We start from the raw sequence: 25,509 nt of genomic DNA on the forward strand, positions 1-25,509 counted from the left end.
TACATCAGGCTACCTCAGTGAAAGCGGTACCGGACCATGAAACTCCACGCGCCACTCCTCGCTTTATTTCCGCTGCTCCTGCTGTTCGCGGGCGATGCCGATGCCGATGCCGGAATGGACATCCAGAACGCGACCGGCAACTGCCAGTCTGCCCTGCCGGTATTCGACGGCCAGATCCGCAAGCGCCCCATGGCGATCGGCAACGAGGGCGATGCTCCGGCCTTTGTCACATGTTCTCTGAGCGGCGACTTCATGTACCAGGACGACACGTCTGCGCTCCAGGTTCTGGTGCGCAATCACGGTGCCGGTACGAGCACGATCAATTGCACGTTGGTAGGCGGCTGGGAAAAGGAGGGAGCCGTTCCGCTGTACCTCCCGCAGTCCAGGGTGGTGGCGGAGAACGGGTTCTCTGTTTTCCAATGGTGGCCAACTGAAGACCAGCCCTTGACGGGGCCCATGAATCTGAGCTGCATGTTGCCGCCCGGTACGACGCTCAACACCACGTTGCGTAGCTGGTACGGGAGCCCGAACCCCTGACAGGGCCAGCGTCGCCACCTGCGCGGCGGCTGTCAGGACCCGCGCCGCGCCAGCCGCGCGAAGCCGTGCCACAGCAACCACATCGCGCCGGCAAGGTAGGGAATGCAGCTGGGCACCCACATCAGCACGCCGGCGAGCTGCTGGTCGGCCATGACGTCCAGGCCTAGCTGCGGCGCGCGTTCCGCATAGATCGGATACAGCGGCCGCGGGGCAAAGGTCAGCAGCGCGCCGAGAAAGCCCATCTGCATCATCACCGCGACCATCGCCACCACGCCGGCGCCGGCGCCGACGCGTGGGTCGCGGATGCGCCGCCACATCGCCGCCCACAGCCAGAGGCCGGTGGCGAGGAAGCTGCCGTGCATGGCCCAGTGCACGGGATCGCTCTCGAGCGCGGCGGTGGTGGCGACCGGCAGGTGCCAGGTCCAGAGGACGGCTCCGTGCGCCACCGAGGCGGCAGTGAGGGCATTCGTGGCCCATGCGCGCGCCGCGCCGAGCCATCGATGCACGCGCCCCGCCATCCTGCTGGAGAGCGCGTGCGCGGCGACTGCCAAGGGCTGTCCGGCCAGCAGCAGCGGCGGCACGAACGCGATCAGCAGCATGTGCTGCGCGATGTGCGCCGCCAGCGACCACTCTCCGTACGCATCAAGCGGCCAGGTGGTGGACAACAGGAGAACGACAAGCCCGGTCGCGGCACAGGCGACGCCGCTTGCGCCCACGCCGGCGCCGATGCCGGCCCGGCCCCACAGCCGGTGCAGGCCCACGGAATAGAGGACCACCCACGCCGCCAGCGGCACCAGCAGCCACGCAGACGGCGTCCACGCAGTTGCCAGCGTCGGGGGATGTTCGTGCCCGGCGTGCGCGAAGGCCGGGCCGGTGGCCAGCGACAGCGACAGCGCGACCACCAGCGTCGGGCCCGCCCGCAGTGGCCATGCCGGCACGCAGGCCCGCCGCCACCACGGCCGCTTCGCACGCACGCGTGCACACTGGCGTGAACCGAGCGGGGGCGCACCGTGTATTTCTGGCTGAAGATCCTGCATGTGTCGGCGATGGTCCTCTGGTTCGCGGGGCTGTTCTTCCTGCCGCGCCTGTTCGTGGCCCGCCACCGCGGTGAGCGCGACGGCGCGGCGTCCTACTTCAACGTGGCCGCCAACACCGTGTTCTTCCGCGTGGCGACGCCGGCCGCGCTGGTGGCGGTGGCGTCGGGCATGGTGCTGATCGCGTTCGGCCCGACCGGCGCGTGGCTGGTGATGAAGCTGGTGGTGGTGACCTGCGCGGTCCTGCTGCACCTGTACATGGGCATGGTGCTGTACGAACTCGGCCAGGGACGCGAACGCCATGGCCCGGCGCTGTACCGGCTCCTTGGCTGGGCGCCGCTGTTTATCGTGCTGGCGGTCGCCGGGCTCACCGGTGCCAAGCCCGAAACCGTCGGGGACCTCCCGCCGCCGCCCAGTGCCGGGGCCGAGCGCTGAGGGTCGGACACGATCAGCGTCGCGCACGGAGTCATCCCTCGGGGGGCGCGTCCGGCCCCCGGTCTTCTCCACCCTCATGGCCCGCCACGCCGATGCCGTGGTGGAAGCTCAGGCCGCCGCCGAGCCAGCCGGCAACGCCCACCAGCACCAGCATCACCGCCGACAGCATCAGGCCCCAGGGCCATACGGCGGCTACCGGATCGGGCCAGCGCAGCCAGGTGTTGGCCGCGGCGACCGCCAGCAGCATCACCGCCGCGATCGCGTGGCTCCACGCCGAGACATGCCGCCGCACCACGCGGATCAGCAGCAGGTCGACGCTGCCCACGACCGCCGCCACCAGTCCGATCGCCAGCCCCGCGGCATTGAGCACGGCGCCCATCTGGGCCCAGAACGGCAGCCCGCTCCACAGGTGCAGCAGGTCCAGCGGCATCACCACGGACAGGAAGGCGATGGGGAACACGACCAGCATCGGATGGATCGGATGCTTGCGGATCGCCATCCGGCTTTCGACGGTGCGGGTGAGCTGCGGTGGCGTCGGCTGTTTCAGCGAGCGGCGCATGTCAGGCGCACCCCGGCAGCAGCAGGACAGGGATGGTGGTGAAGCACACCGCGACGATCGCCATCAGCGAGAGCGCGCCCGTCACCGCGGCCGCGAAGCGGCGTCGCGCCGCGCGCGCCGGAACGTCGCTGCCCGGCGGCGCGTCGCGCCAGCCGCGCCATGCACGCAGGCCGAGCCAGGCGAGGGCGGCGAGGGCGACGAGCGTCATGCCGCACAGCCACCAGGCCAGCGCCTCCATGCCGGCGAAGCGGACGTGGTCCAGGCCTTCGGCGCAGGTCACGCCCTGCAGCGAGTAGACGGCTACAAGGTGCAGGGCCCAGACCGCCATGGGGGCGGCGATCCCGGTCAGCCGGTACGGAGACAAGGGCTCCTTCATGTCAGCCTCGGGAACAGGTGGAGCACGCCCCAGGCCAGCAGCCCTTGCGCGACGGTGTAGCGCCATAGCCCGGCCGTGACGCGCGATTCCAGCGGGCGCGCCGCAGAGACCAGCCCACGCTGCAGCCGCGCGGCCACGAAGACGGCGAACAGGGCGGCGATCACCACGTGCAGGGCATGGAAGCCGGCCAGGGTCCACGCCACGGACGCATAGGCATGCATCTGCGGCCGGCCCGAAGGCAGCAGCGCCCAGCCGTGTGCGATGACGAAGGCCATGCCGCAGGCGGCCGCGGCCAGCCAGCACAGCGCCGCCACGCGCCGCGCGTCGCGCCGGAGCGCGCGGGCCGCCAGGCGCGTCGCCGCCGCGCAGGCCAGGAGCAGGCCGAGCGCCACCGCGGCCACCCCCATCGACGACACGCCCAGGCCTGCGGGCGGCCAGGCCTCGGTGCCCAGCCACAGATAGAAATAGCTGAAGACCAGCGAGGCGAAAAGCGAGCCATCCACCAACAGCGAGATCACCAGTGCCCACCAGCCCGGCGCATTGCGTGCGGCGTAGTGGCTGGGCAGGGTCATGCCGGGCCCGGCCTCGAGCATCGCTGGCGCACCGGGATGGCCGGTGGTCCATGCCCAGCGCCAGAGCAGCGCCAGCAGCGGGACGACCAGGGCCAGCGCGAACCAGTAGGCCTTGGCGATGAAGCAGGCCAGCAGCACCGCCAGCGCGAGCGCCGCGAGCAGCGGCAGCCAGGTCGGTCCCGAGATACGGATGACCTGCTCCGGCTTCGCGTCGAGCAGCCCGGTGCCGAGGATTTCGCGGTGCCCGTGGCGGGCATCGCCCAGCAATCCATCGGGCTTCGCGCTGGCCTGCGCCAGCATCGGATCGGCCCAGAGCGGATCGCGCCCCTGCACCTGCGGGATCGAAGCGAAGTTGAACGATGGCACCGGCGCTTCGATCGCCCATTCCAGCGTGCCCGCGCGCCAGGGATTGCGCCTGCAGCGCGGCCCGTGGCGGAAGCTCAGCACCACGTCGAACAGCACCGCCACCATGCCGATGGCGAGCACGAAGCCGGCCGCCGTCGAGACCAGGTTGAGCCAGTGGAAGCCGAGTTCGGGGAGATAGGTGTATGCGCGCCGCGGCATGCCCAGCAGCCCGGTGAGGTACATCGGCAGGAAGGTCAGGTTGAAGCCGATGAACACCAGCCAGAACGCGGTGCGACTGAGGCTCTCCGACGGCTCGCGTCCGCTGGCCAGCGGCAGCCAGTAGTACAGGCCTGCGAACAGCGGGAACATCAGCCCGCCGATCAGCACGTGGTGCAGGTGCGCCACGATGAAGTGGCTGTCGTGCGCCTGCCAGTCGAAGGGCACCATCGCCACCATCACCCCGGTCAGGCCGCCGGGCACGAACACGAAGAAGAAGCCGAACAGGTACAGCGTCGGCACGCGCAGCCACGGACGCCCCGCCCACAGCGTCGCGATCCAAGCGAAGACCTGGATGCCCATCGGGATCGCCACCGCCATGCTCGCCGCGCTGAAAAAGGCCAGCGCCAGCAGCGGGATGCCGACGGTGAACATGTGGTGCACCCACAGCCCGAAGCTGAGGAAGCCGGTTGCCACCAGCGCAAGCACGACCCAGGTGTAGCCCACCATCGGCCGGCGCGCGAAGGTCGACACCACCATCGACACCACGCCCGCCGCCGGCAGGAAGATGATGTAGACCTCGGGGTGGCCGAACAGCCAGAACAGGTGTTGCCAGAGCAGGGGGTCGCCGCCGCGCGCGACATCGAAGAACACGAAATCGAACGCGCGCTGGATCTCCAGCAGGATGCTGGCGAGGATCAGCGGCGGGAAGCCGAAGGCGATCATGAAGGAGGTGACCAACATCGCCCATGCGAACAGCGGGATGCGGCGCAGGTCCATGCCCGGCGCGCGGCAGATGAGGATGGCGACGATCATCTCCACCGCCGCCGCCACCGCCGCGATCTCGGAGAAGGTCACGCCGATCAGCCAGAAGTCGGCGTTGAGGCCGGGCGACCAGGTCGAGTCGGTCAGCGGCACGTACATGAACCAGCCCGAATCCGGTACCGCGTCGAACAGGAAGCTCGAGTACAGGAACAGCCCGCCGAACAGATAGCACCAGTAGCCGAAGGCCGACAGCCGCGGGAAGGGCAGGTCGCGCGAGCCGATCATCTTCGGCACCAGGTACAGCGCGAAGCCCTCCATCACCGGCACCGCGAACAGGAACATCATCGTGGTGCCGTGCATGGTCACGAACTCGGCGTAGCGCTGCGGATCGAGCACCTGATTGCCGAACCAGGCCAGCTGCAGCCGGATGAACATCGACAGCAGGCCGCCGATCAGGAAGAACACCAGGCCGGTGACGATGAAGCGCAGGCCGATGGTGGAGTGGTTGACCGCCGTCAGCGTTCCGCGCCAGCCCGGCGGCGTGGCCCAGGTGGCGTGGAGGGCGCGCAGGCGTTCGTCCATGTCGCCGGTTGCGACGTCGTTCGTCGTAGTGCTCAAGGCGCGCTCCCGTCCACCGGGCGTTCGGCCAGCCACGCCGCGTGCGCCGCGTCGTCGTGCACCAGGACGTTGAAAGCCATCACCGCATGTCCCGTTCCGCAGTATTCGGCACACTGGCCGCGGATCGGCCCGACGCGATCGGCGCGCAGGCGCAGGTGGTTCACGCGCCCGGGGATGGCATCGATCTTGCCGCCCAGGCGCGGGATCCAGAACGAGTGGATGACGTCGTTGCTGGTGATATGGAACTCGACCATGCGCCCGCGCGGCAGCGACAGCGCGTCGAGCGATTCGGCCACCACCTGGCCCTTGTCGTCCAGGTAGCGGAAGCGCCAGCGCCAGCGTTCGGCCACGACTTCGATGCGCGCATCGACCTGGTCCGCCGAACCGGTGATGCGCGCGCTCGAGACCGAGCCATACACCAGCAGGCCCGCCAGCAGGACCGGCGGCAGCACCAGGCCGCCGCCGACGATCAGGCGCTCGGGCCTGGCCAGCGCGCGCGTGTTGCGGCCGCGGTAGAGCGCCCAGGTCACCAGCGCCATCACCAGCAGCCAGACCGCGAGCGCGCCCCAGAACATCAGCCACCAGATGTCGGCGATGGCGGCCGCGGACGGGCCGGCCGGGTCCAGCGCCGACTGCGGGCCGGCGCAGGCGCCGACGGAGAGCGCCACGGTAAGCGCAGACGCGGCGGATGCGCATCGGAAGCGTGACCTGGACGCGATGATCTCCCCTCCTCATGGATGCCGCACCGGACACGGTGTGCGCGAGTGCGGGACAGGCTAGCCATGTCCCGCGGCAGCCGGCGTGAATACGCCGTGGCGCGGCACTTTTGCGAGAGAATGCGGGGATGGGAGGCACGGGCCGCCACTCGAACGGAGCGCGCAGCCGATGCTGCTGATGATCGAAAACTGCCACAGCCGTTCGCTGCAGTTCGACGTTGTTCGGGTAGCTTCAAAAAAACCCTATAAAACAAGGGGTATGTGGCCGCTCCGGTTCGCCATCGTTCGCCCGAAGCCGCTCACATCGGGGGTATAATTGGGGGTACTTTCTTGCGGATACCCCTATGCCACTGACCGACGCCAAGGTGCGAAACGCAAAGCCTCTTAAGAGGCGTTACAAGCTCGCAGATGGTCACGGCCTGTACTTGCTCGTCCAGCCAACCGGGTCGCGCTTGTGGCGCTACAAGTACCGCTTGAACGGCCAAGAGCAGTTGTTTGCCATAGGTCGATATCCGGAAGTGTCCCTCTTGGAAGCCCGGTCGGCCCGGGCTGCGGCGTATCAGCTCGTCAGTGGTGGGGTCCACCCAACCCAGCATCGGAGAGCAGGCAAGTTGTTGGCCTCACATGAGGCAGCCACGACGTTCAAGGCCGTTTCTGAGGAGTGGATTGCCGCAAACAAGAACTGGAAGCCGTACTACCGAGGACAGGTAGCAACAGTTCTTAAGAACGACGTATTCCCTGCTATCGGTGACCTTCCCATCAAGGATGTAACGGCCGCGCATCTTCTATCAGTCGTGACGAAGGTCATGGAGCGGCCCGCACCATCTATTGCCGCACTCATACAGATGTGGTCATCGCAGATTTTCCGTTACGCGATTCGCACCCGGGGGCTGAAAGCGGACCCAGCCAGTGCCCTTCGGGGCGTTGTCGTTCGGCCGCCAACAAAGCACAAGAAGGCGCTGAAGAAAGCAGAGCTGACAGAATTCTTGAGCAAGCTAGACCGGTCGGCCGGCGAGCCGCATGTGCGAATCGCGCTCGAACTTCTTATGCACACGTTCGTTCGCCCAGTTGAGCTGAGATGTGCAAGTTGGTCTGAGTTTGACCTAGCTCACCGGCAGTGGCACATCCCCGGCGCTCGGATGAAGAAGGGGCACGAGCACATCGTTCCCCTATCCGAACAGGTCGTGGCCCTTCTAGAGGAACTCAGGCAGATTCATAGCGGCGCTGGCCTGCTGTTCCGCAATCAACGGGACCCAAAGCGACCGATGTCGGCGACTACCCTGAACCGCCGAATCGAGCGTATGGGTTACGCAGGCAAGTTCTCTGCGCATGGATTCCGCGCTACGGCATCGACCCACCTAAACGAGAGCGGCTGGCGGGCTGACCTGATAGAACGGCAGCTTGCCCACCAAGAACGCAACGCTTCGCGCAGGCCGTACAACCATGCGGAGTACCTGAAGGAGCGCACCGATATGATGCAAAGCTGGTCGAACTTCATCGACGGCTACCGACTGAATGGCCGGAAGGCCGCAGCATCATGAGCGTCCCGCACATTGACGAAAGTAGCGGTTGGGAAGAGGAACTAATCCGCCCGACAATGCGCTCGCTTCCGCCATGGGTTAAGAAGGAGTACCTCACCTACTTGTGGGAAACGCTAGGTCCCGATGGCGAACTTCGAGATGACGCCGCGATTTCTACATCGGACCGGCTGAAGTTCTACGAAACTATTCTCGGAAACGTTACCTCCGCACCGGTGTGGACGGCACTTGAGCAACACCGCTGGCTGGTGTCCGCTCACTTCGCGCAAGGGCGTGCAGAGTGGTCGGACGAAGAACCTCAAATCAACCAAGTGGCCGACCTCTTGCAGGCAGCACACATGGCGCATCGCGGGCATACGCGCTTGGAGGCTATGACCCGCAGCCACCGTAAGACATTGGGTGACGCGATATCCATTTCGGCCCGCAAGCTGGCGTCCGAGCTTGAGACGGTGTGGCTCGCAAGCTCTCCGGACGAGCGTGAGTACCCGTTCGTGTGCCCACTCCCTCACGAAGAGCTGCAGGTTCTTCTGTCGCGGATTGCGGAGGGGGCTGACATTTGGGTGCAGAGAGCACCCGTCCTTCAGCGCCCGGGGAGGGGTGATGCGGCTCGCCGCTACTTCATCATCAGCATGGCCGATTGGTTCGAAGAGTTTTACTCAGCAGAAATGGAGGACGGCACCCGGCTCTCAAAGCGGCTCGACAATGTGACTACCGCGCTCGTGAACTGTCTGTACCCAGAGGGTGTGCTAGACCAGTCCACCGTCGCAAAGGTCATCAATGGAGCTAAGGGCAAGAAATCGCTCGCTTAACTCCTCACGCGGGAATTCCGTAAACAGCAATCATCGCCTCCTGCCTACAGGAGGACACGATGAGCGGCGACCACAACCCAACCCCTACATACGCACCATTCGTCAAGGCGTGCCGTGCTTTCGGCATCGGCAAGACGAAGGCGTACGAGCTGGCATCTGGCGGCCAACTCCGTACATTCCGTCTCGGCACACGCCGATTTGTCTACATCGATAGCCTTCGCTCTTTGCCACTCCGGGTGGGTTCCGCAGAGAGGGGGCAGGCGTGACCAGCTCAATCGCTTGGCACTACACCACTGGTCATTGCGCAATTCAAATCGTGCAAGCAGGCGTCATCCTGCCTGCCACCGAGGGGGTGCCCCGGTGCGAAAGGCCGGCCGTCTGGTTCTCTCTAAATGAATCGTGGGAGCCGACTGCGACCAAAGGAATTCTCGACCCCGGGACAGGACGGAACCGCGACGCCACGATGGATGAGCTGGACCGGCTGGCAGGGGGGCGCTACAGGTTCGGCGTCGAGTCATCCGGCCTATTGAGCTGGCCGTCACTGCGAAAGAAAACGGGGATGCGCCGTAAGGTGGCAAATGCGCTAGAGCGGGTGGCGTATGGAGTCGGTAGCAACCCGAACCACTGGATGGGGTGCGTTGAAGAAGTCCCGCTTCAGAAGGTCGTAGTGCTCCAAAAATTCATTCTGGGGTCGTGGCTCTCCGGCCCGGAGGAGATGACATGACTTGTCTCCCTCCCCTACTTCCCCCTTCTCCTTCGGATAGGGGAGTGAACGAGCACATGAACGAATTCTCGCAGCGAAAGAGGATTTCTCCACGCGGCTCATGCAATCCCCACATCGCCACCCATGAAGAGGTTAGGGCGTGGGCAAAATGGCAACTGCTGCGGGCGAATCGTCTGGAAGGTTTCGTTGACGAAAGACGCGAGGTTAGCATCGCCGGTAGGCCTACGATTGCAGCGAAGCGCAAGAGCGCACCCAGTTCGCTTGGCGAGCCGGAAGGCGACGCACACGTCTCCAGCAGTGATAAATACTCTCAAACGCGATTGCAAGCGGAGTTAGCGGATTGGCTAGGCCAAGGCCACTTCAACGTCATGATTACGCTGACCTTTGACTCTGCGGACGGGGTCAGCCTCGCGTTAGCAACTAAACTATTTGGCAAGTTCCTTCAGCGCCTTGCTCCAATCGTGCTGCGGAAGGGGATTCGAAATGGAAGAGTTCCGATGGTGCCAATAATCGAAGATAGCAAGGAGCAACTTCGAGAATTGGGGCTGACAATGGAGGGCCGGGAAGGAACCCATCTCCATGTCTTGATGCGACTACGTGGTGACGACCCGTACAAGTACAAGGACGCAATCAAAGAGGCTTGGAAAGTCACCGGAAGACTATGCGGAGACCCGAAGATTTACTGTCCTGACAGTGACCAATGGTTCCTACCGCTGACGAGTGGCGCGCTGCGAAAGACGTATGTCGGCTACGTTCTCAAGCAGCAAGCAACGGACACGCTCGGTCTGCTAGTTAAGTACTTACATCTCGATTAGGCTTCGACTGCGGGACTTGTATCCTGCTTTTCGTAAAGGAGGGGTGGTACCTACATCGCAATCAACTGGTTCGCTCGGTGAAGCCCCGTCTAGACTTTCTAGTGCTCTTTAATAATTAGGTACATACAGAATGGTAGTGCAGAACCTTGTGCTACCAGCTCATGTGGCGATAGATGTCCTATTTTGGTATTCACTGACCCGCAGCGTTCAGCATGGCTCGCTGTCACTGCGTCCGACGCATGCTCAACCTCTGAGCTTTTGATAAATAGCTCATAGGTCGCATCTGCGCGACGTCGGAGTATTTTTATGAAGATAGAGGACATCACCGGGGCTGATGGAGCGTCCGCGCCTGACGTACATCTTGGCGAGTATGGGGCTGGGCGGAACGCAATACGTCCTGAAATCGCGGCGCTGCTAAACGCTCGAGTGGCCAACATGCTATTCAACTGCCGTGCGCTAGCCCGGGATGAAATCGAACTGGCCAACTTCATCGTCAACAAGCTTGATGTTGACCCGCACTACCTTCCAAGTGAGACGCTGTTACAAGCCATTCGGTCCATTAATAGAAAGCTCGCCTCAGATAGCCCATTGCAGGGCGTGATTCGCACGGCGTGATACAGGCGGTATGTACCATAGTGCAATCCATACTCGGAGAGTCACCATGGTCACATACCTCGTCACGATGGGCCGTCCGGGCGGCGGAGCAGGTGTTTTCACTGCATTAATTGCAGCGTTGTCTCCGGGTATGGCTCGCAACATCGCCGCGACACAATATCCGGGGATGTCGGTACATGCGGTCAAGGTTGCTCGATGAGTTCCATCGGTCAGTCTTGGCCCGGATTCTCTGCAAAATCGGGGGTTGATGTGGACACAGTGGGGCCGGCTCTGGGTCGCAGTAACTAATCGGTTGTAATGCTTTCAACTCGTAATAGCTGCCGAATTGCTGTGATGAAGACTCTCTCTTCTTGCTCCAAGTCGGAGGCGCCGAGATCCACGAAATAGTGGTAAACCTTTACTCCTCCGACCGTCCCAAGCAACTGAAGACCGATAGGGGATGAGGCGCTCTTTCTTGGGCAGGCAAGCAGCACCGCGTTGCTTCGGTACGTCAAGGCATAGCCCAGCACCTGATTAAGGTCATCTCGACTGGTGTCGGGCTTGTACTTGACGTCAATGACGAGACGCTCGGTAGGCTCTCCTAACGCAGAGCAGACGATATCAGGGGTTGATTGGGTCTTCCTCAGCGGGCTATCGAGAGGAGCATCATGGAACAGGTTTGCGCTCGCGCCTGCGGGTGGTCGCGCGTTTCCATCTTGTACCAAGATGCCATCCGCACCTTCGAGAAGAACGTTACGAAGATAGCTCTCGAACGCCGTCTCCATGCTTATCATCATCGGCGGCAACGATATGTGGCCGCTAGTGCTTCTTAGGTCTATCCCGCTACCAGATAGAACTATCTTTGCGAGAGCCACGGTTGCCGGGTAGCTCGGCCGAGATGCTGGCAGTCGAGTAGGGTCGATTACAAGCGGGTTTGACAGAAAGGTAGTCTCGCTGACGCGACTCACATGCAGCAGCAGTTGCCGCGCCCGGCCAAGTCGTGAAGCCAGAGAGCGAACCCCGGCCCTGTTTCGGATTCCTGAGTAAATCGTGTGCAGCCGGTCCAGCGCCGCAGCTATACATTGGTTAGGCCCTGTATCGTGGGTTCTCTCGTACTGCTCGGATACGGTGGACAGCAGGTCGTGAGTGCGTATGCGATGTTTTGCGGTGGCAAAAGGAAGTAGCCTCCCGCGCGGATTCTGTCCTACTCGAACGCGTCGAACGTACTCGGAATGCAGACCTTCGCTCCAGCAGGCCTCAGTGAGCACTGCGAGGCGCTCGGCTAGGATGTCGATGAGCGATGCGGGCAGCCCGCCTGCAGCTCCTGCAAACGCGTGCAAGTGCCCCTTAAGTACGAGCGGAGATGTGTTGCCTGCAAGGCAGAGCACCCGCTCAAGATTCGCTATTGGAACTCTAGGACGGACTTCGATTGCGACACGGTCGTTGACAGGGATAAACCCAATCCAGCCGCCAGCTTGAAACAATAAATTTCCGTCACGAGAGTAAGAGCGGAGTACCGTTGTCCGGAGCAGTTCCGGGTAGATGTCTAGTCGCCCATTTACCACCAGCAAGTCGATGGGAATCGGAACCTCTTGATATTCAGAGGTCTGGAAGACGAGCCTGCGTTCAGAGCCAACTGGCGCTTGGAGTATGCCGCGCTCACCCGCCTCTTGCGGCAACATTTTCACTGCCATGGCGCTAGGCCGGTTGGCCCTCAACAGCCTGTGGTGCAGGAGCAGCCTCTTCAGAAGCATCGCCAGCCCGTGCCGGCGCGTTTGAAAGTAGCGGTACTACTAGCTGTCCCCACATGCTTTCGAGCTTCTTCAGCTCCTCAGGTTCGAGGCGGCACACGGACCGGAAATGATGCCGCAACTGGAACTCCCACACACGGCCGAGTGAATCAGCGTCATTCACGTGAGCAAAGTAAGCGTGCCCAACGTGGAGCATCGGGTTGGCCTGCTTCTGCAATGCGGCGAAGAACTGAACGACCCCATCTATCAGCTTTTGCTCAACGCCATTACGCGTGAGCAGGTCGTCTAGGATGTTGGCATTCGGGGCCATCTCAATTTGGGCAAAGCGACGAAGTAGTGCCACGTCAACGTCGTCAACACCTCGGTCCCAAGGATTCATGGTGCCGATGATGACGACATTCTTGGGGACGCTAGTAGTGGTGCCTGACGCGAGACTGAATTCCATTCCGCGTTTCGACGTTTCCAGATACGTTAACGCCTCACCAAAGACCCGCGCTGCATCACTGCGGCTAATTTCATCGATAACTAGAACAAAAATTCTATCGGGATTCTCTTCAGCATCGGCGCATACATTCAAGAAGGTTTTTGGTTGTAACTCAAACCCGCCGAGAGAGTTGGGCACCCACCCTTCGATGAAGTCTTCGTACTGGTATGACGGATGAAATTGCACAAATGATGCGGAACTTGGCTCGTCGCCCGCGATTGCCATTGCAATCTCTTTTGCGTACCAACTCTTGCTTGTTCCGGGCGGACCTCGAAGTATGACTCCCGCGTACCCATCCAGTAGGGCATTGCTTACTGCCTCGTAGACTGGGTCCTTCCCGGGTAGGGAGACCATTGTCGACCTTTCAGACGGCGCGATTGGGTCTGGATGTGCAACGCCCAAGTCTTGCAGCGAGAGGCGTGGTTTGCGGATGTTAGCTTCCATACGGCCCCTAAGCGTCGGCGTATTGCACGCCTATGAAAGTATCTGGGTCTAGCTGGTACAGCGTGTCGAAGCGCACTTTGATTGCTTCAACTGTCAAGTCATAGCCGAACGTTTCACAAAAGAGCTGCAAAACCGACTGAATATCGGACGTATCGCTTCGCGGAATCTTGTGGTCGCGAAAGAGGAATGTCGCGAGCGAGTGAGCCGGAAGTCGCTGACCCCCTGTGAGCGCCGCTAGGGCGATTTCCTCATGGTCTGGCTTAAGAGTGTGCGTAACCTGCTGCCTACTGCCCTTGAACTCGATAACCGCTTGGATTGGAGCAACGGCGCGGAGCGAGCTCGGCGCGTACGAACCTGCGACATTCTTGTTGAAAAGCTGCGCAACACCCTTGTCGGAGAATGGCTGCAAGTACGGGCGCTCTGGAGGCGCACCGGCTACTAGCAAATAGTCGTTGTAGAACTGTTGGAAATTAACCCTAAGATTGTCCCGACGATTTTCTGCTGCGGCTGCGCCTACTGCTGCCAAGTAACCTGAGAAATGCGGGTGAACCCTTGTCGAAGTCAGCTTGGCAATCGCCAATTTCGCCGCCTCCGCGGTGACGAAAAACTCACTCTTTCCTTCCTCGCTTCCCATGACTGGTGCTCGCTCCCCAAACGTGCTCGTCGTCTGTTGGAGCGAAGTCTACACCGATGGCGCTTCTCGCCAAGGATTGAGCAACCCGAAGCGTTGTCCCGGTCCCCTTGAACGGGTCGAGCACCACGCCGGGGCGGTAAGGCCCCTTGCACTCGCAGTCCGTCCATCCGGCGCTTCGCTTCCGAGCGAAAGTGAACTCCCGAAAGTACCCGCCAAGCGCCTTCTTGGCCTCATCCGCCAAGCGCCTTACGTTCGCCGCGTTCTTGCCGGTACCCGTTTGGACGCGCAGCGCCTTGCCGGCATCAGAGATGCCGGTCGCTTGAATCGCGGTGATATGAGCCGATGTCAGCTTGTGTTCCTTTGCTAGCTCCATCGCTCGCTTTGCTTGGGGTCGCGAGGGGTCTAGTTCTGCTGTCCTTTCGACAATTCTACGGCGAGCCTTCCCACAGGACATGCAGACCTGCTCTGGACATGCGAGTACAACGGCGCGCTCTACAAGCTCTTCAGGGAATGGGGCTAGGTGCTTGCTCATGTTCCTGCGAAGAGGAATGGACCAGACATCACCCGGCGTACTACCGTTTCCGAAGCGTTCCGAGTATCCGAAAGAGTCGTAGTAGTAGTCGACATTCTTTGTGAAGTGAAGGATGTATTCGTGGCGGTTCGCCAGCCTGTTCTTGGCAGGCTCCGGCATTCCACCTTCCTTCGACCAAATGATGCGATTTCGGAGTTTCCATCCGTCATCGCACGCCGCAATCTCTAGTCGGCCCGGTACGCTCGCGAGAGAACGAGCGCCGTTGTAGCTGTCGCCGATATTGAGGAAAACCGACCCGTGTGGGGTAAGCAAGCGACGCCATTCCTTGAGCGCGGTTACTAGGTGTCCGACAAATTCTTCAGGAGTTGCTTCCAATCCAATCTGTTCGGAGAACCCATAGTCACGCTTTTGCCAATAGGGCGGAGAAGTGACAACAAGGTCAACGCTGCCGTCTGGCAATGGGATGCTTCGCGCGTCGGCACGGACTTCCTTGACATAGGGGCGCTCTCCTTCCGAGCAACGGGTCGCAGTCGATGCGACGCGCTCCTTAATAATGGATTTGCGCTTTGTCACAGGTGCCGTGTTCGACTTCACTTGCTATTTCCTATCGGAGTGCCAGCCGGTTTGACGTCCACGGTTAGCGTGGAGTCGCCCATGGCGGCTATGCATTGGAGGTAGAAGGCAAAACTGAAGGTGCCGCGGCTCATCTTGTTCGCGACACTTGCGTAGGACTCATCAGCGCCGACCGCGTTGAGGCGTCGGACAAGCTCGGAATAAGTCCAGCCATGCCGAGCTAGCAAGGATTTGAGTACCCGGCTCGCCTCTGCATTCCAGTCGTTTTCTGCCGGCACTTCTGTCATATGTGGGAAGAAATTATCATATATGAGAGTAGATGTCAAGGATGGGCTGGCTCTCGTCGCGAACGCGCGCTGTTTTGGTTGTGGCTGCTCCCCGCTAGGAGCTTTCGTTGGGACAAAGCGCGCGTCGCAACGCTACGCTAGATGTCACTGGCGCCCATCAGGAGGCGTATCCGCAGAGAATGGGGGTACGTTAGGGGGTACTTTTCTCCACTTCAAGGATGGTGGCCTTCAAAATCAAATGGTTAGGCCCGCCATGCTGCTGATGATCGACAACTACGACAGCTTCACCTTCAACCTCGTGCAGTACCTGCAGGTGCTCGGCGCCGAGGTCGAGGTGGTGCGCAACGATGCGCTGACGGTCGATGCCATCGCGCACCGCGCGCCCAGCCATATCGTGATCTCGCCCGGCCCGTGCACGCCCAACGAGGCCGGCGTCTCGCTGGAGGTGATCGAGCGGCTCGGCGCGACCACGCCGATCCTCGGCGTCTGCCTTGGCCACCAGGCCATCGGCCAGGCCTACGGCGGCCGCGTGGTGCGCGCGGGCCGCATCATGCACGGCAAGACCTCGCCCATCCGCCATTCCGGCAACGGTGTGTTCGCCGGGCTGCCAGACGCCTTCGAGGCCACGCGCTACCATTCCCTGGTGGTGGAGCAGGCGGGCCTGCCCGGGTGCCTCGAAGTCACGGCCTGGACCGAGAACGACGACGGCAGCCGCGAGGAGATCATGGGCCTGCGCCACCGCGAGCACCCCGTGCAGGGCGTGCAGTTCCACCCCGAGTCGATCCTCAGCCAGCACGGCCACGCGCTGCTGAAGAACTTCCTCGAGGCCTGAGCCTCCCCCGATACGCAGCCAGAACGAAACGATGCCCATCACCCCCCAGGAAGCCCTGCAGCGCGCCATCGAACACCGCGAGATCTTCGAGGACGAGATGTTCGACCTCATGCGCCAGATGATGCGTGGCGAGGTTTCGCCGCTGATGACGGCTGCGATCATCATCGGACTGCGGGTCAAGAAGGAGACGGTCGGCGAGATCACCGGCGCCGCGCGCGCGATGCGCGAACTCGCGCGCAAGGTCGAGGTGGCCGACCGCACGCACCTGGTCGACATCGTCGGCACCGGCGGCGATGGCGCCAACACGTTCAACATTTCCACCGCCTCGAGCTTCGTGATCGCCGCCGCCGGTGGGCGCGTGGCCAAGCACGGCGGGCGCAGCGTGTCGTCGACGTCGGGCAGCGCGGACGCGTATGAAGCGCTGGGCGTTGCGATCGAGCTTCCGCCCGAATCGGTGGCCGAGTCCATCGCGCGCACGGGCATCGGCTTCATGTACGCGCCCGCCTACCACCCGGCGATGAAGGTCGTCGCCCCGGTGCGTCGCGAGATGGGCGTACGCACGCTGTTCAACATCCTCGGGCCGCTGACCAATCCGGCCGGCGCGCCCTCGATCCTGATGGGCGTGTTCCATCCGGACCTGGTCGGCATCCAGGTGCGCGTGCTGCAGGAGCTCGGTGCCGAGCGCGCGCTGGTGGTCTGGGGCCGCGACGGCATGGACGAGATCTCGCTCGGCGCCGGAACGCTCGTCGGCGAACTGCGCGACGGGAAGGTGCGCGAATACGAAGTCCATCCCGAAGACTTCGGCATCCCGATGGCGGCCAGCCGCAACCTGCGGGTCGACGGCGCCGCGGAATCCAAGGCGATGGTGCTGGAGGCGATCACCAATGCGGACGGACTGCCGGGCCGCATCGTCGCGCTCAACGCCGGCGCGGCGCTGTACGTCGCCGGCGTCGCGGATTCGATCGCCAGCGGCGTCGAGCGTGCGCGCGCAACCATCGCCTCGGGCGCTGCGCGCGCGAAGCTGGACGCATTCGTGGCGGCGACCCGTGCGCTCGCCACCGACGGGAGCGTGGCATGAGCGCGACGAGGACACCGGACGTGCTCGCGCGCATCCTCGCCCGCAAGGTCGAAGAGGTCGCCGAACGCAGCGCACGCATGCCGCGTCGCGAGCTGGCCGCGCGCCTGGCCGATGCGCCTGCGCCGCGCGGATTCGCGGCGGCGATCGAAGCGAAGATCGCCGCCGGCCACGCCGCGGTGATCGCCGAGGTCAAGAAGGCCAGCCCGTCGAAGGGCGTGATCCGCGCCGATTTCGATCCCGCCGCCATTGCGCGCAGCTACGAGGCGGGCGGCGCGGCCTGCCTTTCGGTGTTGACCGACGTCGACTTCTTCCACGGTTCCGACGCCTACCTGCAGCAGGCGCGCGCCGCCTGTTCGCTGCCGGTGCTGCGCAAGGAATTCATTGTCGATGCCTACCAGGTCGACGAGGCGCGCGTGCTTGGCGCCGACTGCGTGCTGCTGATCCTTGCCGGCCTGGACGATACGCGCCTGCACGCGCTGTCGGCGCAGGCGCTGGCGCTGGGCATGGACGTGCTGGCGGAAGTCCACGACGCCGGCGAGTTTGAGCGCGCGCTGCGGCTGCCGGCGGTCGATGGTCGCGCGCCGCTGCTGGGCGTGAACAACCGCGACCTGCGCAGCTTCGATGTCTTGCTGGACACGACGCTGGCGCTGAAGGCCCAGACGCCCAGGGGCCGCCGCCTGGTGACCGAGAGCGGCGTCATGACCCCGGACGACGTGGCGCTGCTGCGCGGCGCCGGCATCGATGCCTTCCTGGTCGGCGAAGCCTTCATGCGGGCGGAGGATCCGGGAATCGCGCTGCGCGGGATGTTCGGGACGTGAGCGGCGACCCGTTCGCCGCTGTAGCGGCTCCCACAAATGCTCCGGCCGCTCCGGCCGCTCCGGCCGCCCCTGGCGCCCCTGTAGGAGCAGCTACAGCTGCGACCTCGAAGGCCTCCCGATACGCTCCGCCCCGCGACGACGCGCCGCTGGTCGTCTTCGACTTTGACCACACCCTGTACGACGGCGATTCCGGCAGCCACCTCTTCGCGTGGCTGATCAAGCGCCGCTGGTGGCGGCGCCTGCTGGCCCTGCTGCTCGCGCCGGTGTTCGGACCGATGGTGGCTTTCCTGCCGACGCGGCGCGTGGGCATTTCCGGCTTCGTCTGGGCCGGCACCGTCGGCCTGCATCGCGTGCGCGAACTCGATGCGTTGATCGACGCCTATGTCGCCGGCCACGTCGACGACATCCGCGCACGGCTGCTGCCGGTGGCGCTGGAGGTCTTCCACGCCCACCGCGCGCGTGGCGACCGCGTGGTGGTGGCCACTGGCGCGCCGCCCGAACTGGCACGCGCCATCCTCGCCTTCGTCGCCCACGAGGACGCGCCCGTGGTCGGCACCATCGCCGGCCCGCGGCTGGGCGCGGTGGTGGCCGCCCGCCACTGCCACAACGAAGAAAAGATGCGCATGCTGCGCGAACTGGGCTGGGGCGATATCGACGCCGCCTATTCCGACTCAAGCGCCGACCTGCCACTGCTGCGCGCCGCGCGTGCGCCGGTGGTGGTCAATCCCAAGCACGGCGCGATCGAACTTTTCCGCCGCGAGCTGCCGGCCGGCACGCCGATCCTCAACTGGGGCTGCCCGGCGCGCGGTGGCCAACCCGTGGCTGCCGGCATCGATGCCGGTGCGCCGCTGCCCGGCGACCGCGCCTAGGCGACCAGCGCCCGGACGATCTGGACGCCGGCGATCGCCATCACCAGCCCGCCGACCGCGAACAGCACCACGCGTTCGCGCACATGGCGCACCAGCAGCGCCGCCAGCGGCGCCGCGATCACGCCGCCGACCAGCAGGCCCGCGATCACCCGCCAGTGCTCGAGTCCGATGGTGAGCAGGAAGGTGATCGAGATCGCCAGCGTGACCGCGAATTCCGACGCGCTCACCGATCCGATGGTGGTGCGTGCTTCGCCGCCCTTGGCGAGCAGGGTGGACGTCGCCATCGGGCCCCAGCCACCGCCGCCGATCGCATCAAGCAGACCGGAGATGAAGCCGAGCAGGCCCACGCGACGTACTTCGCCCCGCGGCACCCGGCGCCCCGCCGCGCGCAGCAGGATCAGCAGCGCGAGCACGAACAGGTAGGCATGGATCCAGGGCTTGATGGCATCACCGTCGATCTGGCTGAGCACGGTGGCGCCGATCACGCCGCCCACCACGCCAGGCAGCGCCAGGCGCAGCATCAGCCGGCGGTCGACGTTGCCGAGCATGCCGTGGGCCGCGCCGGACACTCCGGTGGTGAACACTTCCGCGGTGTGCACGCTGGCACTGACCGCAGCCGGCGGCATGCCCATGGCCAGCAGGATCGAGGACGACACCAGGCCATAGGCCATGCCCAGCGCGCCGTCGATGAGCTGTGCGCACAGGCCGATGGCCACGAAGACGAGGAAATGGCTTCCGAGCAGGTCCATGCGGTTCGATCCTGACGCCGGCGGGGCGTCCCAGGCCGGCAGGGTATGCGCGCGGGTGTCAGCGCGCAGTGCGCTGGATCAAGCGTCGCCCAGGCGCTTGACGAAGCGCAGGGTGCCGTCGCCGTAGCCGCAGGCTTTATAGAACGCGTGGGCCTCGCTGCGCTGCGAGCCGCTGGTCAACTCGATCCGGGCGGCGCCGGCCGCGCGGGCGCGGCGTTCGGCCTCGCGCAGCAGCTGGCGGCCCAGGCCGCGACCCTGTGCGTCGGGCGACACCACCAGGGCGGTGATCCTGCAGGTGGTGGTGTCCAGCGGCAGGTAGTACATGAAGTCCAGCGCGATCAGCCCGCTGACCATGCCGCCGCAGCGGGCGACCACCAGGGCCTGGCGGTCGTTGGCGGTGATCGCGGCGATGCGGCGCGTGGCGTCCGTGGTATCGCAGGGATAACCCAGCGCGCTGAGCAGGGCGGCGACGTCGTCGGCGTCGATCGACGACGCGCTGCGCAGGTCCGCGTCCGGCAGCAGGCCCCTGGGCTCGAACGCCGCCATCGCCCTCAGCGGGTGCCGAACAGGACGATGGTCTTGCCGCGGGCGTGCAGCTTGCCATCGATCTGGAGCTTCTTCAGCACGCGCCCGGCCATCTCGCGCGAGCAGCCGACCAGCCGTGCCAGCTCCTGGCGCGACACCCGCAGCTGGGTGCCGTCTGGATGGGTCATGGCCTCCGGCTCACGCGTGAGGTCATGCAGGGTGCGGGTGATGCGGTCGGTGACGTCGAGGAAGGCCAGGCGGCCGGCCTTGCGGCTGGTGTCGAGCAGGCGTCGCGACAGCTGGGCACCGATCGAGTACACGATCTGGGTGGCGTCCCCGGAGAGCGAGCCTTCGAACAGCTGGTACAGCCGCTCGTAGCTGATCTCGGCGAGCTCGGTCTGCACGCGGGTGCGCAGGACCACTTCGCGGATGTCCGATTCGATGAAGAGACCCATCTCGCCGACGAATTCACCGGGGCCGAAGTAGCCCAGGATCAGTTCGCGACCGTCGTCCTCCTCGGTGATGATGCTGACCGAGCCGCTGACCACGTAGTACATGGTCCCGGCCTGGTCGCCGGGGCGGAAGACCTCGGTGCGGGGCGGGTAACGGCGCCGATGGCAGTGAGCCAGGAAGCGCTCGATCGTCGCCGGTGTCGGCATGAGTGGATGCTGGGGGCGTCGGTGTGTGCTGATGATGGCCACAGGGCTCGTTGTCATAAGGAAGTTAAACGGGGGATGAAGCAAGAGTAGGCCGTCCGGCACCATCCGGCAAACCGTTGATCCTTCGTAGGGCGACTCAAGTCCCGCTTCGCTCGCGGTACCGGCCCCTTTGTCGCATAATCGCGCACTTTCCGCCCGAACCGGGATCGCATGACGTGGTCAAACCGCTGCCTCGCCTGAAGCTGCAGGGATTCAACAACCTCACCAAGGCCCTGAGCTTCAACATCTACGACGTGTGCTACGCCGTCTCCAAGGACGAGCGCCAGCGCTACATCGAGTACATCGACGAGGAGTACAACGCCGACCGGCTGACGCAGATCCTGACGGATGTCGCCGAGATCATCGGCGCCAACATCCTCAACATCGCGCGCCAGGACTACGATCCCCAGGGTGCGTCGGTGACGATCCTGATCTCCGAGCAGCCGGTGATCGACAAGGCGGACGCGAAGGGCGTGATCTCCGACGCCGTGGTCGCGCACCTGGACAAGAGCCACATCACCGTCCACACCTATCCGGAAACACATCCGCAGGCGGGCATCGCGACCTTCCGCGCCGACATCGACGTGGCGACCTGCGGCGTGATCTCGCCGCTGAAGGCGCTGAACTACCTGATCGAGAGCTTCGAGTCGGACATCGTGATCGCCGACTACCGCGTGCGCGGCTTCACCCGCGACATCAAGGGCAAGAAGCATTACATCGACCACAAGATCAATTCGATCCAGGACTTCCTGGCGAAGAACATCAAGGCGCGTTACGAGATGTTCGACGTCAACGTCTACCAGGAGAATATCTTCCACACGAAGATGCACCTGAAGGACTTCGACCTCGACCAGTACCTGTTCGAGGAAAAGGCCCGGAACCTGTCGTTCAAGGAGCGCATGAAGATCGAGGCGCTGCTCAAGCGCGAGATCGAAGAGCTGTTCCACGGCCGCAACCTGGTGGAGTGATCCCGCCGCCGCGGGTCAGGCGGCGTTGAGCGGGCTGGTGGGAGGATGATCCCGCCACGAAAGAACCAGCGGGACGGCCCGCGCGCGGACACGGTCCGCGGAACGGAGACCGACGGCGGTCCGGAGCGAAGGCTCCGGGCCGCTTTTTTTTGCGACGCTGCTGCCGGACCCCCGGCCAGCGACGGGAGACAGAGACATGGCGTGGATCTATCTAGTGGTGGCGGGCCTGTTCGAGGTGGTCTGGGCGCTCGGGCTGAAGTACACCGAAGGCTGGACCCGGCTTTGGCCGAGCGTCGGCACCGTCGGGGCGATGGTGGTGAGCTTCTGGTGCCTGTCGCAGGCACTCAGGGTGATCCCGATCGGTACCGGCTACGCGATCTGGACCGGCATTGGCGCGGTCGGCGTGGCGGCCTTCGGCATCCTGGTGTTCGGCGAGAGCGCGTCGCCCGCGCGGCTGGCGTGCATCGCCATGATCGTGGGCGGGGTGGTCGGGCTGAAGCTCGTGTCGGGCTGAGCGATGGTCAGTGGAGCACCGGGGCGGCGACCCCCGCGCAGTGCCGCTGCGCATGATCGCGGCTGTAGCCGCTCCTACAGGCGGTAGGCGACGGTCTTCATGACCTTCGACGCCGTGGCCATCAGCATCGGAATCGGCTGCGGCAGCACACGGGCACCAGCGGCTTCCGCGTTGTCGGCGTGGCGCGCCTCGTCGGCCTTCATCGTCTCGAGGATGGCGCGGCTGCGCAGGTCGGCCCCGGGCAGCGTCTGCAGATGCTCCTCGAGATGGGCTTCCACCTGGCGTTCGGTCTCGACCACGAAGCCCAGGTTCCAGCCATCGCCGCGCAGCCCGGCCAGCAGCCCGATCGCATAGCTGCCTGCATACCAGAGCGGGTTGAAGATGCTCGGCCGGCTGTCGAGCTCCCTCAGGCGGTCGTCGCACCAGGCGAGGTGGTCGGTTTCCTCCTGCGCCGCCTCGAGCAGGTGCGCCCGCGTCGCCGGATCACGCGCCACGGTGGCCTGCCCGACATACAACGCCTGCGCGCAGACCTCACCGACGTGGTTGATCCGCATCAGTCCCGCGGCGTGCCGCCGCTCGGCGTCGTCGAGCTCCACTTCGGGCTCGCCGGCACCGGGATTGGGGCGCTCGGCCCGCGGCCGCCCGGCCACGGTTTCCAGCGCGTTCTGCGCATCCGCCAGCAGACGGTCGAGGGGGGAAAGGGTGCGGGTAGCCATTCGCGCATTGTGGGCCGGGGAGGGCGGGGCGTACAGGCACTCCGCGGACTGACCACGTGGTGGTCTTTATGTCCGCCGCGCACCTGTACGCCCCGCCCGCGCACCCGTCCCGCGGCGTGGGGAAGAGCAACTGCCCGCACCGCCGGGAGGGGGGTGTCCGGGGCCGCGCGGCGTCGCGTGTGCTCAACCCCGCGACGGCGGTTGCAGCCAGGGGTTGTCGGGTCCGCAGCCGGCACAAAGACCACCACGTGGTCAGCCGGCGGAGGACCCGGCAACCCCTGGCCCCCGCCAAGCCAGGCAAGTTGCAGTGCCCGCCGCAGGCCGGTACAATTCCGCCTCTTGCGTTCCCGGAACGTGAAAACGCGAGGCGAAGTTCCGCCGGCGATGGCCAGCGCAACCAGCCCGACCAGTCACCCCTGAGAGTTTCCTGATGAAGACCTTTACCGCCAAGAACGAGACCGTCCAGCGCGACTGGTTCGTGGTCGACGCCGCCGGCAAGACCCTCGGCCGCCTGAGCACCGAGATCGCGCGTCGCCTCCGTGGCAAGCACAAGCCCGTCTACACCCCTCACGTCGACACCGGTGATTACATCATCGTGATCAACGCCGAGAAGATCCACGTCACCGGCAACAAGCTCGCCGACAAGATGTACTACCGCTTCACCGGGTACATCGGCAACCTGAAGTCCGAGACCCTGGGGCAGGCGCTTGAGCGCCACCCCGAGCGCGTCATCGAGCATTCGGTCAAGGGCATGCTCCCGAAGAACACCCTGGGCCGTGCGATGTATCGCAAGCTCAAGGTCTACAAGGGTTCCGAGCACCCGCACGCCGCCCAGCAGCCGCAAGTCCTGGATATCTAAGTCATGGCAATCACCCAGAATTACGGCACCGGCCGTCGCAAGTCCTCCACCGCCCGCGTGTTCCTGCGCCGCGGTACCGGCAACATCACCGTCAACGACCGTCCGCTCGACGAGTTCTTCGGCCGCGAGACCGCGCGCATGATCGTGCGCCAGCCGCTCGAGCTGACCAAGAACACCGAAAGCTTCGATATCAAGGTCACGACCCACGGCGGCGGCACCACCGGCCAGGCCGGCGCCATCCGCCTGGGCATCGCCCGCGCGCTGGTGGAGTACGACGAGACCCTGAAGTCCGAGCTGCGCAAGGCGGGCTTCATGACCCGCGATGCCCGCGAGGTCGAGCGCAAGAAGGTCGGTCTCCACAAGGCCCGCCGCGCGACCCAGTTCTCGAAGCGCTGATCGCGGTATTCAGGGTCGCTTTTTGCGATCCTGCGCTACAATTGCTGCATAGCCCCGTCGCCAAGCGGTAAGGCACCTGACTCTGACTCAGGCATTCGGAGGTTCGAATCCTTCCGGGGCTGCCACATCGCCAGAAAGCCCGAAGCCCGCCACGTGCGGGCTTCGTCCTTTCCGGGTCCGGGTGCCCGGCGGCGGCGGCCGGACCCGTCGCCGCGGCCGCCAGGGATATCGCCATGGCCATCATCTTTCCGCCGCCGTACACGCCCGAAGGTGCGGAGCGCACCGCGCTTCGCGACGACGGCTACGCAGTGCTGTCGCCCGCGGCCGTGGCCGGCGCCACCGGACTGGCGCCGTCGGAGATCGCCGGCTTGGACGTCGGCTGGGACGAGTTGCCCCCGGACGAATACCTGCGCGACGGTGGCCGCTATCGCCACCGCCGCCACTCCTGCTTCGTGGTCGACGATGGCCAGGCGCGACTGGCGCCGCACCGGGCGCACTGGCAGTCGCAGGACTACAACGCCCTGCACGGCGGGATGGAGCGCATGTACCAGCCGCTGTCGAGCGGACTTGCGTCGCAGCCGGCGTGGTCGCGCCTGCTCTCGGCGCTGGGCGCGGTGTGCAGCGACGTGCGTGCCACCGGCCCCTGGTACGTCGAAGCCCACCAGTTCCGCATCGACACCAGCGACGGCATCGGCCGGCCGACGCCGGAAGGCGCGCACCGCGACGGCGTCGATTTCGTGGCCGTCTTCATGGTCGGTCGCAAGGGCATCAAGGGCGGCGAAACCCGCGTCTTCGACGCCGCCGGCCCCGACGGCCACCGCTTCACCCTGGAAGAGCCGTGGTCGCTGCTGCTCCTGGACGACACCCGCGTGATCCACGAGTCCACCCCGATCCAGCCCCTCGACCCCGACGGCCACGGCCATCGCGACACCCTGGTCCTGACCTACCGTTCGGGCGCGTTCCAAGGGGAGGATTGAGGAGCCTTTGCCACGGATCTACGCGGATGAGGGCGGATTTGCACGGATAAGCCAAACGCTTTTTCAGCCACGGATTTGCGCGGATAGGGTAAAGGGCGGATAAGGCAGAAGCGGGCTTGACCAACAGCATCCCGGTGTCCGCGAGCACACCG

29 protein-coding genes and 1 tRNA gene are annotated in these 25,509 nt (G+C 64.7%); 16 read left to right on the forward strand and 14 right to left on the reverse strand.

The window, feature by feature from the left end; translation table 11 throughout:
- Nucleotides 1-36: 36 nt before the first annotated feature.
- Entirely contained in the window at nt 37-537 is a 501-nt protein-coding gene (locus ACW5F0_RS09150; protein ID WP_456963637.1) for a hypothetical protein, read from the forward strand.
- 32 nt (nt 538-569) lie between these two features.
- Here ACW5F0_RS09150 and ACW5F0_RS09155 read toward each other — a convergent pair whose 3' ends face one another.
- Nucleotides 570-1,475 carry a cytochrome c oxidase assembly protein gene (locus ACW5F0_RS09155; RefSeq protein ID WP_456999597.1) on the reverse strand — a complete coding sequence of 302 codons (906 nt, stop codon included), beginning with the start codon at nt 1,473-1,475 and terminating at the stop codon, nt 570-572.
- A gap of 72 nt (nt 1,476-1,547) precedes the next feature.
- Here ACW5F0_RS09155 and ACW5F0_RS09160 point away from each other — a divergent pair, with 72 nt between their 5' ends.
- On the forward strand, nt 1,548-2,006 hold the full coding sequence (locus ACW5F0_RS09160) for a CopD family protein (protein ID WP_456963639.1): 459 nt from the start codon (nt 1,548-1,550) through the stop codon (nt 2,004-2,006).
- 31 nt (nt 2,007-2,037) lie between these two features.
- Here ACW5F0_RS09160 and ACW5F0_RS09165 read toward each other — a convergent pair whose 3' ends face one another.
- Genes ACW5F0_RS09165 through coxB form a run of 4 tightly spaced genes read right to left on the reverse strand, consistent with a single transcriptional unit; the run spans nt 2,038 to nt 6,125 of the window.
- Nucleotides 2,038-2,565, reverse strand: a complete 528-nt coding sequence (locus ACW5F0_RS09165) for a DUF2231 domain-containing protein (protein ID WP_456963640.1) — start codon at nt 2,563-2,565, stop codon at nt 2,038-2,040.
- A gap of 1 nt (nt 2,566) precedes the next feature.
- Nucleotides 2,567-2,941, reverse strand: a complete 375-nt coding sequence (locus ACW5F0_RS09170) for a hypothetical protein (protein ID WP_456999598.1) — start codon at nt 2,939-2,941, stop codon at nt 2,567-2,569.
- Nucleotides 2,938-5,457 (reverse strand): cytochrome c oxidase subunit I, encoded by a 2,520-nt coding sequence (gene ctaD, locus ACW5F0_RS09175; RefSeq protein ID WP_456963642.1) that lies wholly within the window; start codon nt 5,455-5,457, stop codon nt 2,938-2,940. The genes ACW5F0_RS09170 and ctaD overlap by 4 nt, the downstream gene beginning before the upstream one ends.
- Complete coding sequence (gene coxB / locus ACW5F0_RS09180) at nt 5,454-6,125, reverse strand: cytochrome c oxidase subunit II (protein WP_456999599.1); 672 nt, start codon at nt 6,123-6,125, stop codon at nt 5,454-5,456. The genes ctaD and coxB overlap by 4 nt, the downstream gene beginning before the upstream one ends.
- 392 nt (nt 6,126-6,517) lie before the next feature.
- Here coxB and ACW5F0_RS09185 point away from each other — a divergent pair, with 392 nt between their 5' ends.
- The 4 genes from ACW5F0_RS09185 to ACW5F0_RS09200 all read left to right on the forward strand — a co-directional run bounded on the left by ACW5F0_RS09185 (nt 6,518) and on the right by ACW5F0_RS09200 (nt 10,674).
- Nucleotides 6,518-7,714: a tyrosine-type recombinase/integrase gene (locus ACW5F0_RS09185; protein WP_456999600.1), complete on the forward strand. Its 1,197-nt coding sequence runs from the start codon at nt 6,518-6,520 to the stop codon at nt 7,712-7,714.
- Nucleotides 7,711-8,520: a hypothetical protein gene (locus ACW5F0_RS09190; protein WP_456999601.1), complete on the forward strand. Its 810-nt coding sequence runs from the start codon at nt 7,711-7,713 to the stop codon at nt 8,518-8,520. Before ACW5F0_RS09185 ends, ACW5F0_RS09190 begins: the two co-directional genes overlap by 4 nt.
- 780 nt (nt 8,521-9,300) lie before the next feature.
- A complete protein-coding gene (locus tag ACW5F0_RS09195; protein WP_456999602.1) occupies nt 9,301-10,059 on the forward strand; it encodes a hypothetical protein in 759 nt (252 codons plus the stop codon).
- A 306-nt stretch (nt 10,060-10,365) separates the two neighbouring features.
- Entirely contained in the window at nt 10,366-10,674 is a 309-nt protein-coding gene (locus ACW5F0_RS09200) for a hypothetical protein (RefSeq protein WP_456999603.1), read from the forward strand.
- 284 nt (nt 10,675-10,958) lie between these two features.
- On the opposite strand, the gene ACW5F0_RS09205 is transcribed toward ACW5F0_RS09200, so the two are convergent.
- The 5 genes from ACW5F0_RS09205 to ACW5F0_RS09225 are packed head-to-tail and all read right to left on the reverse strand — an operon-like array spanning nt 10,959 to nt 15,358.
- The gene (locus tag ACW5F0_RS09205) at nt 10,959-12,407 is read right to left on the reverse strand and encodes a 5-methylcytosine restriction system specificity protein McrC (RefSeq protein ID WP_456999604.1); all 1,449 of its coding nucleotides are present in this window, start codon (nt 12,405-12,407) and stop codon (nt 10,959-10,961) included.
- Nucleotides 12,352-13,332 (reverse strand): McrB family protein, encoded by a 981-nt coding sequence (locus ACW5F0_RS09210; protein ID WP_456999605.1) that lies wholly within the window; start codon nt 13,330-13,332, stop codon nt 12,352-12,354. Before ACW5F0_RS09210 ends, ACW5F0_RS09205 begins: the two co-directional genes overlap by 56 nt.
- A gap of 7 nt (nt 13,333-13,339) precedes the next feature.
- On the reverse strand, nt 13,340-13,966 hold the full coding sequence (locus ACW5F0_RS09215; RefSeq protein ID WP_456999606.1) for a hypothetical protein: 627 nt from the start codon (nt 13,964-13,966) through the stop codon (nt 13,340-13,342).
- Nucleotides 13,941-15,092: a DNA methyltransferase gene (locus ACW5F0_RS09220; RefSeq protein ID WP_456999607.1), complete on the reverse strand. Its 1,152-nt coding sequence runs from the start codon at nt 15,090-15,092 to the stop codon at nt 13,941-13,943. Before ACW5F0_RS09220 ends, ACW5F0_RS09215 begins: the two co-directional genes overlap by 26 nt.
- Nucleotides 15,089-15,358, reverse strand: a complete 270-nt coding sequence (locus ACW5F0_RS09225; RefSeq protein WP_456999608.1) for a DUF6471 domain-containing protein — start codon at nt 15,356-15,358, stop codon at nt 15,089-15,091. The genes ACW5F0_RS09220 and ACW5F0_RS09225 overlap by 4 nt, the downstream gene beginning before the upstream one ends.
- Before the next feature lie 253 nt (nt 15,359-15,611).
- On the opposite strand from ACW5F0_RS09225, the gene ACW5F0_RS09230 reads away from it, so the two are divergent.
- The 4 genes from ACW5F0_RS09230 (at nt 15,612) to ACW5F0_RS09245 (ending at nt 18,955) form a co-directional block, all read left to right on the forward strand.
- On the forward strand, nt 15,612-16,190 hold the full coding sequence (locus ACW5F0_RS09230) for an anthranilate synthase component II (RefSeq protein WP_456963644.1): 579 nt from the start codon (nt 15,612-15,614) through the stop codon (nt 16,188-16,190).
- 31 nt (nt 16,191-16,221) lie between these two features.
- Nucleotides 16,222-17,268: an anthranilate phosphoribosyltransferase gene (trpD, locus tag ACW5F0_RS09235; protein ID WP_456999609.1), complete on the forward strand. Its 1,047-nt coding sequence runs from the start codon at nt 16,222-16,224 to the stop codon at nt 17,266-17,268.
- Nucleotides 17,265-18,086, forward strand: a complete 822-nt coding sequence (gene trpC, locus ACW5F0_RS09240; RefSeq protein WP_456999610.1) for an indole-3-glycerol phosphate synthase TrpC — start codon at nt 17,265-17,267, stop codon at nt 18,084-18,086. The genes trpD and trpC overlap by 4 nt, the downstream gene beginning before the upstream one ends.
- Before the next feature lie 146 nt (nt 18,087-18,232).
- The gene (locus ACW5F0_RS09245) at nt 18,233-18,955 is read left to right on the forward strand and encodes a haloacid dehalogenase-like hydrolase (RefSeq protein WP_456999663.1); all 723 of its coding nucleotides are present in this window, start codon (nt 18,233-18,235) and stop codon (nt 18,953-18,955) included.
- Here ACW5F0_RS09245 and ACW5F0_RS09250 read toward each other — a convergent pair.
- The 3 genes from ACW5F0_RS09250 to crp all read right to left on the reverse strand — a co-directional run bounded on the left by ACW5F0_RS09250 (nt 18,952) and on the right by crp (nt 20,888).
- The gene (locus ACW5F0_RS09250; protein WP_456963647.1) at nt 18,952-19,704 is read right to left on the reverse strand and encodes a sulfite exporter TauE/SafE family protein; all 753 of its coding nucleotides are present in this window, start codon (nt 19,702-19,704) and stop codon (nt 18,952-18,954) included. The two genes, ACW5F0_RS09245 and ACW5F0_RS09250, sit on opposite strands and share 4 nt — an antisense overlap.
- 78 nt (nt 19,705-19,782) lie before the next feature.
- On the reverse strand, nt 19,783-20,250 hold the full coding sequence (locus tag ACW5F0_RS09255; protein WP_456963648.1) for a GNAT family N-acetyltransferase: 468 nt from the start codon (nt 20,248-20,250) through the stop codon (nt 19,783-19,785).
- A gap of 5 nt (nt 20,251-20,255) precedes the next feature.
- A complete protein-coding gene (crp, locus tag ACW5F0_RS09260) occupies nt 20,256-20,888 on the reverse strand; it encodes a cAMP-activated global transcriptional regulator CRP (RefSeq protein ID WP_456963649.1) in 633 nt (210 codons plus the stop codon).
- Between the two features lie 215 nt (nt 20,889-21,103).
- Between crp and speD the strand changes: the two genes are divergently transcribed.
- A complete protein-coding gene (gene speD, locus ACW5F0_RS09265) occupies nt 21,104-21,895 on the forward strand; it encodes an adenosylmethionine decarboxylase (RefSeq protein WP_144891047.1) in 792 nt (263 codons plus the stop codon).
- A 196-nt stretch (nt 21,896-22,091) separates the two neighbouring features.
- A complete protein-coding gene (gene sugE, locus ACW5F0_RS09270) occupies nt 22,092-22,409 on the forward strand; it encodes a quaternary ammonium compound efflux SMR transporter SugE (RefSeq protein ID WP_456963650.1) in 318 nt (105 codons plus the stop codon).
- A 74-nt stretch (nt 22,410-22,483) separates the two neighbouring features.
- Here the strand turns inward: sugE and coq7 are convergent, their stop codons facing one another.
- Nucleotides 22,484-23,125, reverse strand: a complete 642-nt coding sequence (gene coq7, locus ACW5F0_RS09275) for a 2-polyprenyl-3-methyl-6-methoxy-1,4-benzoquinone monooxygenase (protein ID WP_456963651.1) — start codon at nt 23,123-23,125, stop codon at nt 22,484-22,486.
- Nucleotides 23,126-23,555: 430 nt separating this feature from the next.
- Here coq7 and rplM point away from each other — a divergent pair, with 430 nt between their 5' ends.
- From rplM to ACW5F0_RS09295, 4 genes are all read left to right on the forward strand, one after another.
- Nucleotides 23,556-23,984, forward strand: coding sequence for a 50S ribosomal protein L13 (gene rplM, locus ACW5F0_RS09280; protein ID WP_456963652.1), 429 nt, complete (start codon nt 23,556-23,558; stop codon nt 23,982-23,984).
- Nucleotides 23,985-23,987: 3 nt separating this feature from the next.
- Nucleotides 23,988-24,380: a 30S ribosomal protein S9 gene (rpsI, locus tag ACW5F0_RS09285; RefSeq protein ID WP_456963653.1), complete on the forward strand. Its 393-nt coding sequence runs from the start codon at nt 23,988-23,990 to the stop codon at nt 24,378-24,380.
- Nucleotides 24,381-24,430: 50 nt separating this feature from the next.
- Nucleotides 24,431-24,505 (forward strand) — tRNA-Gln (locus tag ACW5F0_RS09290).
- Nucleotides 24,506-24,613: 108 nt separating this feature from the next.
- Nucleotides 24,614-25,357, forward strand: a complete 744-nt coding sequence (locus tag ACW5F0_RS09295) for a 2OG-Fe dioxygenase family protein (protein WP_456963654.1) — start codon at nt 24,614-24,616, stop codon at nt 25,355-25,357.
- Nucleotides 25,358-25,509: the final 152 nt, after the last annotated feature.

The organism is Luteimonas sp. A534 (genome assembly GCF_054072805.1).